This window comes from Cupriavidus sp. 05N39 (assembly GCF_056397325.1).
In genome coordinates, this window is the sequence record NZ_JBFTNE010000037.1 from 11474 (window position 1) to 25070 (window position 13597).

The following is a 13597-nucleotide window of genomic DNA, read 5'->3' on the forward strand; positions in this document are numbered from 1 at the left end:
TCATGAGCGATGCCCGGCAACCGAAGCTTACCGTCCTCTACGTCGATGACGAGGAGATGGCATGCAAGTACTTCGCCCGCGCGGTTGGCACGGAGTACGAGGTGCTGGTCGCCAGCGGCGCCGATGAGGCAATCGTCGTCCTGCGCCGGGAGAGCGCGCGCGTCGCCGTGCTGGTGACGGATTTCCGCATGCCAGGCCGTAATGGCGGCGACCTGCTGCGACAGGTGGCGCTCGAGTACCCGCAGATCGTCCGCATCCTGGTGACCGCCTATGCGGACAAAGACATGCTGTTGCAGACGGTCAACACCGGCGAGGTGTTCCGCATCCTGGAGAAGCCCCTCGAACTGGGGCAGGTGCGCGAGACGCTGCGACTGGCGGCGGAACGTTACCGCGAGCGTTCGGTGCGCCACCAGCGCCTGATGGCGATCGACGAGACGCTCGCCTTTCTCGCCCATGAACTGAATACACCGCTGGCGGCGATCGCAAATTTTGCCCGCGGCATCGAAAGCCGGATCGCGGCGGAATACAATCCGCAGCGCCAGAGCGAGATCGGCCAGGCGGCAACGTCGATGCACGACAACGCGCAGTATTGCCTGGCCGTGATTTCGTCTTTCCTGCAGTCGGTGCGCAGCAGCGGGGGCCGGCCCAGCACGCAGCCCAATGCCAGCCGGGAAGTGACTGCCGGCGCCCTGATCGCCGCGCTGCTCGATACCTACCCGTTCGCGGGGCCGCAGCGCGAGTGGGTGCAGGTCGAGATGCAAGACGACTTTGCCGTGCGCACGCTGCCCAATTGCGTGGCGCTGGTCTTGTCGTCGCTGCTGTCCAACTCGCTGCGCGCCCTCGATGGCGTCGCCGCGCCGTCGCTGCGCTTCGTGGTGGCGGCCGAGCCCGAGGCCGCGATCCGCATTTGCGACAACGGCCCGGGCATACCGCCGGAAGTGATGGGGCGCCTGCTGGTGGACCCGGTCACCACCCATGCGAATACGGGTGGCAACGGGCTGGGCATGATTTTCTGCAACCGTGTCATGCAGTCTTTCGGTGGCGGCATCCGGATCGAGTCGACGTCCGGTGCGGGCACCACCGTAACACTGGATTTTCCAAATACCAAGAGTCGAATGCACAGGAGTAATCGATGAACGAACCGAATGCCACGCAGGCACCATCACCGGCGATTCTGTTCGTCGATGACGAGGCGACGGCCGTCAAGTATTTCCAGCGTGCCATCGGAGCCCTGGCGCCGGTCGTGACCGGCGGCTCGGTGGAAGAAGGCAAGGCGCTGCTGGATGCGCACGCCGACAGCCTGGCGGTCCTGGTCTCCGACCAGCGGATGCCAGGCGAGTACGGCAACGAACTGCTGCGCTACGCGCGCGAGCGCTATCCGCATATCGTGCGGATCCTGACGACGGCCTACTCGGAGATCGAGCACACCGTCGCCGCGGTCAACGAAGGCCAGATCCACCGCTACATCAAGAAGCCGTGGGACATTACCGCGCTGCGCATGGAGCTCAAGCAGGCGCTGGAGATGGCAGGCCTGCGCAAGGAACGCGACCAGTTGCTGCGCGAGAAGCTGAGCGTGCTGCAAAGGCAGACCATCGCCGCGCGCATCGGCCTGATCCGCACGCTGTCGGCCAGCCTGATTGGCCCGGAGCGTTTCCAGCCGGTGGAAACCTACCTGGCTTCGGCCGCGCTGGCAGGCGTACAGAATCCCGAGCCGGACTGGCTGCTGATGGACTACGCCGACCTGGTGGCGGCGGAAAGCCGGCGCAGCGGCAGCTTCGGCTATGCGGTGGCGGCAAGGCTCGCGGGCCTGCGTACGCAATTCACCGGCCGTGGCGCGGGCGATGCTGTGGCGCTACTGGCCGAGACGCTGGCCGAGGCCGGCGGGGTGGACGTGGTGCGCCGGGATGGCGATGCCCTGGTGTGGATTCACGGTGCCGCGCTTGGCGAATACCTGGGCGAGCCGGTGGACAAGGAGGTCTCCGCGCGCCATGTGGCCTGGCTGGCCGGACTGCTGTGGCTGGATGAAGCCGGCGGGGCGCTGAAGGCCGTGCGCGAGGGCGGCTCGATCGTCTACCGCGCCGCCGAGCGCACGGYCGAGTTTTCCGCGGATCGCCTGGCGGTGTGGATCGAGCAGTTCTGACGCGCTGGCGACATACGGTGCCCGGATCGAAGCGGGCAGGCGCGGCAATGAAAAATGGGCACCCGAAGGTGCCCATTTTTCATTGACGGAGAATCCGTTGCGGGGCCGTCAGGCCTGCGCGCCGAAGTTCGGGTCGTCGCGGTCGACGTCGCCCGGCTTCTTCTCGCCCTTGACCAGGTCCTCGCGCTTGACGCCCAGCCACATGGCCAGCGCCGCGGCAACGAACACCGAGGAGTAGATGCCGAACAAGATGCCGACGGTCAGCGCCAGTGCGAAGTAGTGCAGGGTGGGGCCACCGAAGAAGAACATCGACAGCACCATCATTTCGGTCGAACCGTGGGTGATGATGGTCCGCGAGATGGTGCTGGTGATCGCGTTGTCGATGATCTCATGCGTGGTCATCTTGCGGTACTTGCGGAAGTTCTCGCGGATCCGGTCGAAGATCACGACCGATTCGTTGACCGAGTAGCCCAGCACCGCCAGGATCGCCGCCAGCACCGACAGGGAGAATTCCCACTGGAAGAAGGCGAAGAAGCCCAGGATGATCACCACGTCGTGCAGGTTGGCGATGATGCCGGCGACAGCGAACTTCCACTCGAAGCGGAACGACAGGTAGATCACGATGCCGGCCACCACGCACAGCAGCGCCAGCAGGCCGTCGGTGGCCAGTTCCTTGCCGACCTGCGGACCGACGAACTCGACACGCTGGAGCTTGACATCCGGTGCGGCGGCCTGCAGCGCGCCCATCACCTGCTCGCTCTGCTGGGCCGAGGTGACGGGCTTGCCGTCAGGGCCTTTTTGCAGCGGCAGGCGGATCATCACGTCGCGCGAGGTGCCGAAGTTCTGCACCTGCACGTCGCTGTAGCCCAGCTTGCCGACCTGGCCGCGGATATGCTCGAGATCGGCCGGCTGCTGGTAGTTGACCTCCATCACCGTGCCGCCCGTGAACTCGATCGACAGGTGCAGGCCCTTGTGCGCGAGGAAGAATACGGCGGCGGCAAACGTCAGGAAGGAAATCACGTTGAAGATCAACGCGTGCTTCATGAACGGAATGTCGCGCCGGATGCGGAAGAATTCCATGTTGAATCCTGTTTAATACGGCAGCTGTGCTGCTGTTTTGTACTGCAGGTCTATGCTGGTTGGCTGCCGCGCGCCCGGCGCGGCAGCCATGATGCTTACTTGGCGACGGTGCCCTGGCTGTCCGAGCCCGGCTTCCAGATCTGGCCGATCGCCACGCTCTGCAGCTTCTTCTTGCGACCGTACCAGAGGTTGACCAGGCCACGATTGAAGAACACCGCCGAGAACATCGAGGTCATGATGCCCAGGCAGTGCACCACGGCGAAGCCGCGCACAGGGCCGGAGCCGAAGGCCAGCAGCGCCAGGCCGGCGATCAGCGTGGTCACGTTCGAGTCCAGGATGGTGGCCCAGGCGCGGTCGAAGCCGACGGCGATTGCCATCTGCGGCGTAGCGCCCGCGCGCAGTTCCTCGCGGATACGTTCGTTGATCAGCACGTTGGCGTCGATGGCCATGCCGAGCACCAGCGCGATAGCGGCGATGCCGGGCAGCGTCAGCGTGGCCTGCAGCATCGACAGCACCGCCACCAGCAGCAGCAGGTTGACGGCCAGCGCGGCCACCGAGAACACGCCGAACAGCATGTAGTACAGCATCATGAAGACGGCAATGGCACCGAAGCCGTAGGCCACGGAGTCAAAACCCTTCTTGATGTTGTCCGCGCCCAGCGACGGGCCGATGGTGCGTTCCTCGATGATTTCCATCGGCGCGGCCAGCGAGCCGGCGCGCAGCAGCAGGGCCAGGTCGTTGGCGGCTTCGGTGGAGTAGGAGCCGGTGATCTGGAAGCTGGAGCCGAGTTCGGACTGGATGGTCGCGACAGTCAGGACCTCGCCCTTGCCCTTCTCGAACAGCACGATGCCCATCGGCTTGCCAATGTTCTCGCGCGAGACGTCGCGCAGCACGCGGCCGCCCTGGGCGTCGAGCTTGATGTTGACGGAGGGACGCTGGTTCTGGTCGAAGCCGGCCGAGGCGCTTTCAATGCGGTCGCCGGTGAAGATGACCTGCTTCTTGAGCACCACCGGGGCGCCGTTGCCCTGCGTGAACAGCTCGCTGCCGAAGGGGATCGGGTCGCCCGGACGCGGGTTGCGAGGTGCCTCGGGGTCCGCCAGGCGGGCTTCCAGCGTAGCGGTGCGGCCGATGATGTCCTTGGCCTTGGCGGTGTCCTGCACGCCCGGCAGCTGTACCACGATGCGGTCGGCGCCTTGCTGCTGGATCACCGGCTCGGCCACGCCGAGCTCGTTGACCCGGTTGTGCAGGGTGGTGATGTTCTGCTTGACCGCCGCATCCTGCACCGCCTTGCGGGCGGCCTCGGTGAATACGCCGGCGATGTTGCTGCCGTCCGGGGTGAACGCCAGCTCGCGCAGGCTATCGGCCAGGATGGCACGCGCCTTGGTGGCGTCGTCGGCGTTATTGAAGCGCACCGTCAGGCGATCGCCGTCGCGGTCGATGCCGCCATGGCGGATGCCCTTGTCGCGCAGCAACGTGCGGGCGTCGCCGGCGAGGCTGTCGAGCTTCTTGTCGACCGCGCCCTTCATGTCCACCTGCAGCAGGAAGTGCACGCCACCGCGCAGGTCCAGCCCCAGGTACATCGGCAGCGCGTGCATGGCGGTGAGCCAGCGCGGCGAACCCGACAACAGGTTGAGCGCGACCACGTAGGTGGCGTCACTGGGGTCCGGGTTGAGCGTGCGCGTCAGGATGTCCTTGGCCTTGAGCTGCTCGTCGGGCGTGCGGAAACGTGCCTTGACCGAGCCGGACTGGCCGTTCAGGTCGAAGAACATGCCGTCGGGCTGCAGGTTGTTCTGTGCCAGGATCTGCTCGATCTGCTTCTGCATGGCCAGGTCGATCTTGACCGTGGCCTTGGCGGAGGAGACCTGCACGGCAGGCGCCTCGCCGAAGAAGTTCGGCAGCGTATAGGTGATGCCGATGGCCAGCGCCACCAGGATCACGAGGTATTTCCAAAGCGGATAACGATTCATCTTTGGCCAGTCGTTCTTCGGTTGGCGGGGCCGACGTTACCGTCAGCAGGGAGGTCGGCACCACCGCACCGGTTGGCAAACAGCCGCCTGGCATCCACGGATAACCCGGGCTGGATCAGGCGGCTGCGGGGGCACGCGCGCTAAAGGCGTGCCGGGAAGGGCGAAAAAGCAGGCTAACGGGCGGGAGAGCGGTAAAAGCCGGAATATGGCAACGATCCACCCGCTATCGCGGTGCTCAGAGCGACTTCAGCGAGCCCTTGGGCAGCACCGTGGTGACCGCGCTCTTCTGCACCGTGATTTCGGTGCCCGCGGCGATTTCGAGGGTCACGTATTGCTCGTTGACCTTGGTGACGCGGCCAAGGATACCGCCGGCGGTGACCACTTCGTCATTCTTGGCCAGGGCTTCCATCATTGCCTTCGCTTCTTTCTGGCGCTTCATCTGCGGGCGGATCATGATGAACCACAGCACCGCGAACATCAGGATGATAGGCAGGAAACTCATCAGGCCACCCGCCGCGCCGCCGGTGACACCGGCAGTCTGGGCAAATGCGTTAGAAATCAGCACGTTGCTTCTCCGTCACAAAGTCAGTCAGTTAGTCGATCATTCTACCACCCGCTTGCAACCGCACTGCACGCCGGATAAGGGCAATTGCAGTGGTTTACGGGTTTGTTCGGAGCGCCTTGGGCGCCGCTTGCGGCAGCCGGGCACCGCTATTCGACCGGCGCCCGGCGGAAAGTTCACGCCGGCGCGCCGGGTGCGGCTCACTGCGGCCCGCGCGCGCGGTCGGCGGCGAACTGCAGGCGGAAGGCTTCGAAGCGGTGCTGCTCGATGGCTTCGCGCATTTCGGCCATCAGTTGCAGGTAGTAATGCAGGTTGTGGATGGTGTTCAGGCGCGCGCCGAGGATCTCGCCGACCCGGTGCAGGTGATGCAGATAAGCGCGCGAGAAGTTGCGGCAGGTATAGCAGCCGCAGCTCTCGTCCAGCGGCCGCGTGTCGTTGCGGTGGACGGCGTTCTTGATCTTGACGTCGCCGAAGCGGGTGAATAGCCAGCCGTTGCGGGCATTGCGGGTCGGCATCACGCAGTCGAACATGTCGACACCGGCCGCCACGCCCGCCACCAGGTCTTCCGGCGTGCCCACGCCCATCAGGTAGTGGGGCTTGTGGGCCGGCAGGCGCGGCGCCACGTGCTCCAGCACGCGCATCATGTCTTCCTTGGGCTCGCCAACGGACAGCCCGCCGATGGCGTAGCCGTGGAAGTCCAGTTCGGACAACCCGGCCAGCGACTCGTCGCGCAGGTCTTCGAACATGCCGCCCTGGACGATGCCAAACAGCGCGTTGGGGTTGGCCAGGCGCTTGAATTCGTCGATCGAACGCTTGGCCCAGCGCAGGCTCATGCGCATGGAAGTCGCCGCCTCCGCATGGGTGGCGGGACGGCCTTCGATCTCGTATGGCGTGCACTCGTCGAACTGCATCACGATGTCGGAGTTCAGCGTGCGCTGGATCTGCATCGAGATCTCGGGCGACAGGAACAGCTTGTCGCCGTTGACCGGCGAGGCGAAGGTCACGCCATCCTCGGTGATCTTGCGCAGCGCGCCCAGCGAAAACACCTGGAAGCCGCCCGAATCGGTCAGGATCGGCTTGTCCCAGCCCATGAAGCGGTGCAGGCCGCCGTGGGCCTCCACCACTTCCAAACCGGGGCGCAGCCACAGGTGGAAGGTGTTGCCCAGGATGATCTGCGAATTGATCTCGTTCAGTTCGAGCGGCGACATCGCCTTGACCGAACCGTAGGTGCCGACCGGCATGAAGATCGGGGTCTCGACCACGCCGTGGTTGAGGGTGACGCGGCCGCGGCGGGCGTTGCCGTCGGTGGTGAGCAGTTCGAAGTTGAGCATGGCTGGAATCGGGTTCGGGCAGTCGGTACGGAGCTGGCGCGGCGCGCTCAGGGCTGGGGCTGGCGCGTCAGCAGCATGGCGTCGCCGTAGCTGAAGAAGCGGTAGCGCTGCGCCACCGCATGGCGGTAAGCGGCGCGGATGGGCTCCACCCCGGCCAGCGCCGATACCAGCATCAGCAAGGTCGACTTGGGCAGGTGGAAGTTGGTGATGAGGGCATCCACCACGCGGAACCGGTAGCCCGGCGTGATGAAGATATCGGTGTCCCCGCGCCCGGCGGTCAGCGTGCCATCGGCAGTGCCGGCGGATTCCAGCGCGCGCAGCGAGGTGGTGCCGACCGCGATCACGCGGCCGCCGGCGGCGCGCGTGTCGCGCACGGCCTGGGCCAGTGCCTCGGACACCTCATACCACTCGGCGTGCATCTTGTGTTCGGCAAGGTTCTCGGTACGCACCGGCTGGAAGGTGCCGGCGCCCACGTGCAGGGTCAGGAAGCCGCGGCGCACGCCCAGCGCATCGAGCCGGGCGAACAGCGCCTCGTCGAAATGCAGGCCGGCGGTGGGGGCCGCCACCGCGCCGGGGGCGCGGGCGTAGACGGTCTGGTAACGGGTCTCGTCGAAGGCGTCCGGGTCGTGGGTGATATATGGCGGCAGCGGCAGGCGGCCGTGGCGCTCGATCAGGTCCAGCGCCGGCTCGGGGAAGGTGAGCGTGAAGAACTGGTCCACGCGCGGGCCCACGGTGACGTCGAAGGCATCCACCAGGCGCAGCTTGCTGCCCTCGGGCGGCGTCTTGGAGGCGCGCACCTGCGCCAGCACGGTATGACTGTCCAGCACCCGCTCGACCAGCACCTCGACCTTGCCGCCGCTGCCCTTGTGGCCGAAGAAGCGTGCCTTGATGACGCGCGTGTCGTTGAATACCAGCAGGTCGTTCGGGCGCAGGTAGCCGACGATATCGGCGAAAGTGCGGTCGGCCAGGCGGGTGGTGCCGTCCCGCGCGTCCGTATCCACCACCAGCAGCCGGCTTGCGCCGCGCTCCGGCAAGGCGGTCTGGGCGATCAGTTCGGGCGGCAGTTCAAAGTCGAAGTCGGACAGCGTCAGCATCATGGGGGCAAAAACGGCCACTGGCCGCGCGGTGGCGCGGCCGGCATAGGTACAATCGGCGAATCCGATATTGTAAGGCTTGGGGCAGCACGGCCGCCCGGGCGCGCATGATATCGCCTATTTGCGCCACCCTCCCTTGCCGCCAGGCATGAACCCCGACCCGAATCCGTAGCCACGCCGCCCGATGCCAGGAACCGCTCCCGACCCGATCCCGGAAACCACCGACAGCCTGCCCGCGGCGCCCGCCGGGGACAAGGCCGGCCGGCCGRGCAAGGGGCCGGGGGCCGCCAAAGGTGCCGCCGGCAAGCCGTCCTCGGCCATGGCGCGCTTGCATAAGCTTGGCCTCAAGCGCGACGTTGACATGGTGCTGCACCTGCCGATGCGCTATGAGGACGAGACCACGCTGCTGCCGATCGCCGATGCCATCCGCCGCGCGGGCCTGGGCCTGGCGGTGCAGGTCGAGGGCGTGGTCACGTCCAATGAGGTGAGCTTCCGCCCGCGCCGCCAGCTGGTGGTCAAGATCGCCGACGATACCGGCGAGCTGACGCTGCGCTTTCTGAATTTCTACGGCAGCCAGGCCCAGCAGATGGCCGAAGGCACCTGCCTGCGCGTGCGCGRCGAACTGCGCGGCGGTGGCTTCTTCGGCGCGGAGATGGTCCATCCCACCGTGCGCCCGGTGACGCCAGGCGAGGCGCTGCCCGATAGATTGACGCCGGTGTACCCGAGTACCGCGGGCATTCCGCAGACCTACTTGCGCAAGGCCATCGGCGGGGCGCTTTCGCGCACGCCGCTGCCCGAGACCCTGCCATTGCCGGTCCTGAAAGGTCCGCTCGCGCAGCTCAGGCTGCAGCCATTGCCGGATAGTCTGCGCCTGCTGCACTCGCCGCCGCAGGATGTCGATGAAGCCGCGCTGATCGAGCGCTCGCACCCGGCCTGGCAGCGCATCAAGTTTGACGAACTGCTGGCGCAGCAACTCTCGCTCAAGCGCTCCCAGGCGGCGCGGCGCGACAAGAGCGCGCCGCCCATGCCGCGCCGCGCCGGCGGCCTGCTGACGGCCTTCCTGGCGGCGCTGCCGTTCAAGCTGACCGGCGCCCAGCAGCGCGTGGTGGAAGAGATCGCCAGGGACATGGGCGCGCCCCATCCGATGCACCGACTCCTGCAGGGCGACGTCGGCAGCGGCAAGACCATTGTCGCGGCGCTGGCGGCCTGCCAGGCCATCGACGCCGGCTACCAGGCCGCGCTGATGGCGCCCACTGAAATCCTGGCCGAGCAGCACTACCGCAAGCTTTCCGCGTGGCTGGAGCCGCTTGGCGTGACCGTGGTGTGGCTGGCCGGCAGCCTGAAGGCGCGCGCCAAGCGCGAGGCGGCGGCGCAGGTCGAGTCCGGCGAAGCCAAACTGGCCATCGGCACCCACGCGCTGATCCAGGACAGCGTCAAGTTTGCGCGCCTGGGTTTGTCGGTGGTGGATGAGCAGCATCGCTTCGGCGTGGCCCAGCGCCTGGCGCTGCGCGGCAAGGCGGAGCCCGATGCGGCAGCGCCGCCGGACAAGGCCGGCAAGGCCGCCGAGACCGTGCCGCATCAGCTGATGATGTCGGCCACGCCGATCCCGCGCACGCTGGCAATGACTTACTACGCCGATCTCGACGTCTCGGTGATCGACGAGCTGCCGCCCGGCCGCACCCCGGTGGTGACGCGGCTGGTCAACGACGCGCGCCGCGACGAGGTGATCGAGCGCGTGCACCATGCCGCCGCCGATGGCCGGCAGGTCTACTGGGTGTGCCCGCTGATTGAAGAGAGCGAGGCGCTGCAGTTGCAGACCGCCGTGGAAACCTACGAGACCCTGGTGGCCGCCTTGCCGGAGCTCAAGGTAGGTCTGGTGCACGGGCGCTTGCCGCCGGCGGATAAGGCTGCCGTGATGGAAGACTTCACGGCCAACCGCCTGCAGGTGCTGGTAGCCACCACCGTGATCGAGGTGGGGGTGGACGTGCCAAACGCCTCGCTGATGGTGATCGAGCACGCCGAGCGATTCGGCCTGGCGCAGCTGCACCAGTTGCGCGGCCGGGTGGGGCGGGGCAGCGCGGAATCGGTCTGCCTGCTGATGTACCAGGCGCCGCTGTCGCCCACCGGGCGCGAGCGCCTGGCGACCATGCGCGAGACCACCGACGGCTTCGAGATTGCCAGGCGCGACCTGCAGATACGCGGCCCCGGCGAGTTCCTCGGCGCGCGCCAGTCCGGCGAGGCGATGCTGCGCTTCGCCGATCTCAACACCGACGCCTGGCTGGTCGACTATGCCCAGGAGGCGGCGGAACTGATGCTGACCCGCTATCCGGAGGCGGTGGAGGCGCACCTGCTGCGCTGGCTGGGCGGCAGGGAGCATTTCCTGAAGGCCTGAGGCAAAGGGCAGCATGCTTCGCATGGGCGCGCGGCGGCAAGTATCGCCTGCGCCGCATTGCCCTTCATCTCTGACAGAACCCCGAATCGAAGGTAAAATCTATCGCCTAATGGAAATTGATAAGTCATGACGCTCACCGAACTCAAGTACATCGTCGCCGTGGCGCGCGAGCGCCATTTCGGCCGGGCGGCCGAAGCCTGCTTCGTGTCGCAGCCGACGTTGTCGGTGGCCATCAAGAAGCTGGAAGACGAACTCAACGTGCAGATCTTCGAGCGAGGCACTTCCGAGGTCTCGGTGACGCCGATCGGTGAGCAGATCGTGGCGCAGGCCCAGCGCGTGCTGGAGCAGACCATGGCCATCCGCGAGATCGCCAAGCAGGGCAAGGACCCGCTGGCCGGGCCGTTGCGCCTCGGCGTGATTTACACCATCGGGCCCTACCTGCTGCCCGCGCTGGTCAAGGAAATGATCCAAACCGTGCCGCAGATGCCGCTGATGCTGCAGGAGAACTACACGGTCAAGCTGATCGAGTTGCTCAAGCAAGGCGAGATCGACTGCGCCATCATGGCCGAACCCTTCGCCGATTCCGGCCTGACCGTGCAGCCGCTGTACGACGAGCCCTTCGTGGTAGCGGTGCCGCGCGGTCACCATCTGGAAAACGCCAGCCATGTTGACCCCGACGAACTGAAGCAGCAGACCATGCTGCTCCTGGGTAGCGGGCACTGCTTCCGTGACCAGGTGCTGGGCGTGTGCCCCGAGTTGTCGCGCTTTTCCCAGGCGGCCGACGGCATCCAGAAGACCTTTGAAGGTTCCTCGCTGGAAACCATCCGGCATATGGTGGCAAGTGGTGTCGGCATCACTGTGCTGCCGCGCACGTCAGTACCGGATCTCAAGTCCGGCAAGAACGACCTGTTGGCTTACGTGCCCTTCACCGACCCGGTGCCCGACCGGCGCGTGGTCCTGGCCTGGCGCAAGAGCTTTACCCGGCTGCCCGCCATGGAAGCGCTGCGCCGCGCCGTGACCGCCTGCGACCTGCCCGGGGTCAGCATGCTGGCTGCCAAGGAACTGGCCAAGGCGGCCTGACCTGCCCCGCTGGCTGCCCGTCCTCGCGCCGGGGATCGGTCATGCCATGCTGCCAGCGCGCAGTCGCTGGCAGCGTCATCGCCCATCTTTGCCCACCTCCGTTTTTTTCCGCCGTCGATTTTTGTAACTTCACTGTGCCTTTGCCGTGTGCCATGCTGGCGTGCGCGGGAAATAGGCATGCTCTATTCCATAGTTAGAAATAATTGAATTTTTTATTCGATAGTTAATCCGTACACTTCCTGTATCGGCGCACTGCGCGCGGTTACCCACAAGGAGTCGTACATGACCGGCACGGATCCCAACCCAGTCAGCCCTGTCGCCGCGGGAGACATCCTGGGCGCGCTGGCGAGCTGTGTGGCCGACTGTCTTGCCAGTTACGCCACGGTGTACTGAAATAACCCGGCGGTTCCCAACTCCCGCCCCAGCCCAACTCCCGATTTACCCCACGAAAAGAGGTCAAGATGAGCAAGGACAAGGACACTCTCACCACCGCCGCCGGCGCCCCGGTTGCCGACAACCAGAACTCGCTGACCGCCGGCCCGCGCGGCCCGATGCTGCTTCAGGACGTGTGGTTCCTGGAAAAGCTCGCCCACTTCGACCGCGAGGTGATTCCCGAGCGGCGCGTGCACGCCAAGGGCTCAGGCGCCCACGGCACCTTTACCGTCACGCATGACATCACGCGCTTCACCAAGGCATCGGTGTTCGGCAGCGTCGGCAAGCAGACGCCGATCTTCATCCGTTTTTCCACGGTGGCGGGCGAGCGCGGCGCGGCCGATGCCGAGCGCGATGTGCGCGGTTTCTCGGTCAAGTTCTACACGGACGAAGGCAACTGGGACGTGGTTGGCAACAACACGCCGGTGTTCTTCGTGCGCGATCCGCTGAAGTTCCCCGATTTCATCCACACGCAGAAACGCAATCCGCGCACCAACCTGCGCGACCCCATCGCGGTGTGGGACTTCTGGTCGCGCCACCCTGAATCGCTGCACCAGGTCACCATCCTGATGAGCGACCGTGGCCTGCCGCAGAACTATCGCCAGATCCATGGCTTTGGCTCGCATACCTTTTCGTTTCTCAACGCAGCCAACGAACGCTTCTGGGTGAAGTTCCACTTCAAGTCGCAGCAGGGCATTGCCAACTGGACCAACGAGGAAGCCGCCAAGGTGGTGGCGGGCGATCGCGAAAGCGCGCAGCGCGACCTGTTCGAGAACATCGAAAAGGGTAACTTCCCGCGCTGGAATGTGCGCGTGCAGGTCATGCCCGAAGCCGATGCGGCCAAGTACCACATCAACCCGTTCGACCTGACCAAGGTGTGGCCACACAAGGACTATCCGCTGATCGACGTCGGCGTGCTGGAGCTTAACCGCAACCCGGACAATTACTTCGCCGAAGTGGAGCAGGTGGCGATGAACCCGTCCAACGTGGTGCCGGGCATCGGCTTCTCGCCCGACAAGATGCTGCAGGGCCGGCTGTTCTCATATGGCGACACGCAGCGCTATCGCCTGGGCGTGAACCACAACCAGATTCCGGTGAACGCGCCCAAGTGCCCGTTCCACAATACGTTCCACCGCGACGGCGCGATGCGCGTGGACGGCAACCAGGGCGGCAAGCTCAACTACGAGCCCAACCGCGAGGGCGCCTACGCCGCCAGCGAGCGCGCCGCCGAGCCGCCGCTAGCCGTGGATGGCGCGGCGGACCGTTGGGACCACCGTGTGGACACCGACTATTACAGCCAGCCGGGCGCGCTGTTCCGCCTGTTCAATGAGGGCCAGCGCCAGCAGCTGTTCTCGAACATCGCGGCAGCCATGCAAGGGGTGCCGGAAGAGATCGTGCGGGTGCAACTGGAGCACTTCACCAAGGCCGATCCGGCCTACGGCGAAGGCGTCAGGCGCGCCCTCAACCTGAAGTAAGGCAGCAAGGGCATCGGGTGGTCCCGCGCCAGCGGCGCCACCCG

The 13597-nt window shown here is 66.0% G+C and carries 10 protein-coding genes; 5 read left to right on the forward strand and 5 right to left on the reverse strand.

Features of this window, described 5'->3' with window-relative positions:
* Window positions 1–2: 2 nt before the first annotated feature.
* Together AC1DN0_RS18605 and AC1DN0_RS18610 are read left to right on the forward strand one after the other, a co-directional pair.
* Window positions 3–1136 (forward strand): hybrid sensor histidine kinase/response regulator, encoded by a 1134-nt coding sequence (locus AC1DN0_RS18605; protein WP_441626273.1) that lies wholly within the window; start codon window positions 3–5, stop codon window positions 1134–1136.
* Entirely contained in the window at window positions 1133–2140 is a 1008-nt protein-coding gene (locus tag AC1DN0_RS18610) for a response regulator (RefSeq protein ID WP_477145894.1), read from the forward strand. The genes AC1DN0_RS18605 and AC1DN0_RS18610 overlap by 4 nt, the downstream gene beginning before the upstream one ends.
* A gap of 108 nt (window positions 2141–2248) precedes the next feature.
* Here the strand turns inward: AC1DN0_RS18610 and secF are convergent, their stop codons facing one another.
* The 5 genes from secF to queA all read right to left on the reverse strand — a co-directional run bounded on the left by secF (window position 2249) and on the right by queA (window position 8174).
* A complete protein-coding gene (gene secF, locus AC1DN0_RS18615; protein ID WP_441626277.1) occupies window positions 2249–3220 on the reverse strand; it encodes a protein translocase subunit SecF in 972 nt (323 codons plus the stop codon).
* A gap of 95 nt (window positions 3221–3315) precedes the next feature.
* The gene (gene secD / locus AC1DN0_RS18620; protein WP_441626279.1) at window positions 3316–5187 is read right to left on the reverse strand and encodes a protein translocase subunit SecD; all 1872 of its coding nucleotides are present in this window, start codon (window positions 5185–5187) and stop codon (window positions 3316–3318) included.
* Window positions 5188–5422: 235 nt separating this feature from the next.
* Window positions 5423–5752, reverse strand: a complete 330-nt coding sequence (yajC, locus tag AC1DN0_RS18625) for a preprotein translocase subunit YajC (RefSeq protein WP_035867491.1) — start codon at window positions 5750–5752, stop codon at window positions 5423–5425.
* A gap of 197 nt (window positions 5753–5949) precedes the next feature.
* Entirely contained in the window at window positions 5950–7080 is a 1131-nt protein-coding gene (gene tgt / locus AC1DN0_RS18630) for a tRNA guanosine(34) transglycosylase Tgt (RefSeq protein WP_441626281.1), read from the reverse strand.
* Window positions 7081–7127: 47 nt separating this feature from the next.
* Window positions 7128–8174 (reverse strand): tRNA preQ1(34) S-adenosylmethionine ribosyltransferase-isomerase QueA, encoded by a 1047-nt coding sequence (gene queA / locus AC1DN0_RS18635; RefSeq protein ID WP_477102535.1) that lies wholly within the window; start codon window positions 8172–8174, stop codon window positions 7128–7130.
* 184 nt (window positions 8175–8358) lie between these two features.
* On the opposite strand from queA, the gene recG reads away from it, so the two are divergent.
* The 3 genes from recG to AC1DN0_RS18650 all read left to right on the forward strand — a co-directional run bounded on the left by recG (window position 8359) and on the right by AC1DN0_RS18650 (window position 13553).
* Window positions 8359–10566 carry an ATP-dependent DNA helicase RecG gene (gene recG, locus AC1DN0_RS18640; protein WP_477145895.1) on the forward strand — a complete coding sequence of 736 codons (2208 nt, stop codon included), beginning with the start codon at window positions 8359–8361 and terminating at the stop codon, window positions 10564–10566.
* A 126-nt stretch (window positions 10567–10692) separates the two neighbouring features.
* Window positions 10693–11646, forward strand: coding sequence for a LysR substrate-binding domain-containing protein (locus AC1DN0_RS18645; protein WP_035867485.1), 954 nt, complete (start codon window positions 10693–10695; stop codon window positions 11644–11646).
* 461 nt (window positions 11647–12107) lie between these two features.
* Window positions 12108–13553: a catalase gene (locus AC1DN0_RS18650; RefSeq protein ID WP_441626286.1), complete on the forward strand. Its 1446-nt coding sequence runs from the start codon at window positions 12108–12110 to the stop codon at window positions 13551–13553.
* Window positions 13554–13597 lie beyond the last annotated feature (44 nt).

Bases quoted from the DNA above. Each gene is read 5' to 3' on its own strand.
- AC1DN0_RS18605 (WP_441626273.1), top strand. From the start codon at position 3: ATGAGCGATGCCCGGCAACCGAAGCTTACCGTCCTCTACGTCGATGAC.
- secF (WP_441626277.1), bottom strand. From the start codon at position 3,220: ATGGAATTCTTCCGCATCCGGCGCGACATTCCGTTCATGAAGCACGCG.
- AC1DN0_RS18650 (WP_441626286.1), top strand. From the start codon at position 12,108: ATGAGCAAGGACAAGGACACTCTCACCACCGCCGCCGGCGCCCCGGTT.
- secD (WP_441626279.1), bottom strand. From the start codon at position 5,187: ATGAATCGTTATCCGCTTTGGAAATACCTCGTGATCCTGGTGGCGCTG.
- tgt (WP_441626281.1), bottom strand. From the start codon at position 7,080: ATGCTCAACTTCGAACTGCTCACCACCGACGGCAACGCCCGCCGCGGC.
- queA (WP_477102535.1), bottom strand. From the start codon at position 8,174: ATGCTGACGCTGTCCGACTTCGACTTTGAACTGCCGCCCGAACTGATC.
- AC1DN0_RS18645 (WP_035867485.1), top strand. From the start codon at position 10,693: ATGACGCTCACCGAACTCAAGTACATCGTCGCCGTGGCGCGCGAGCGC.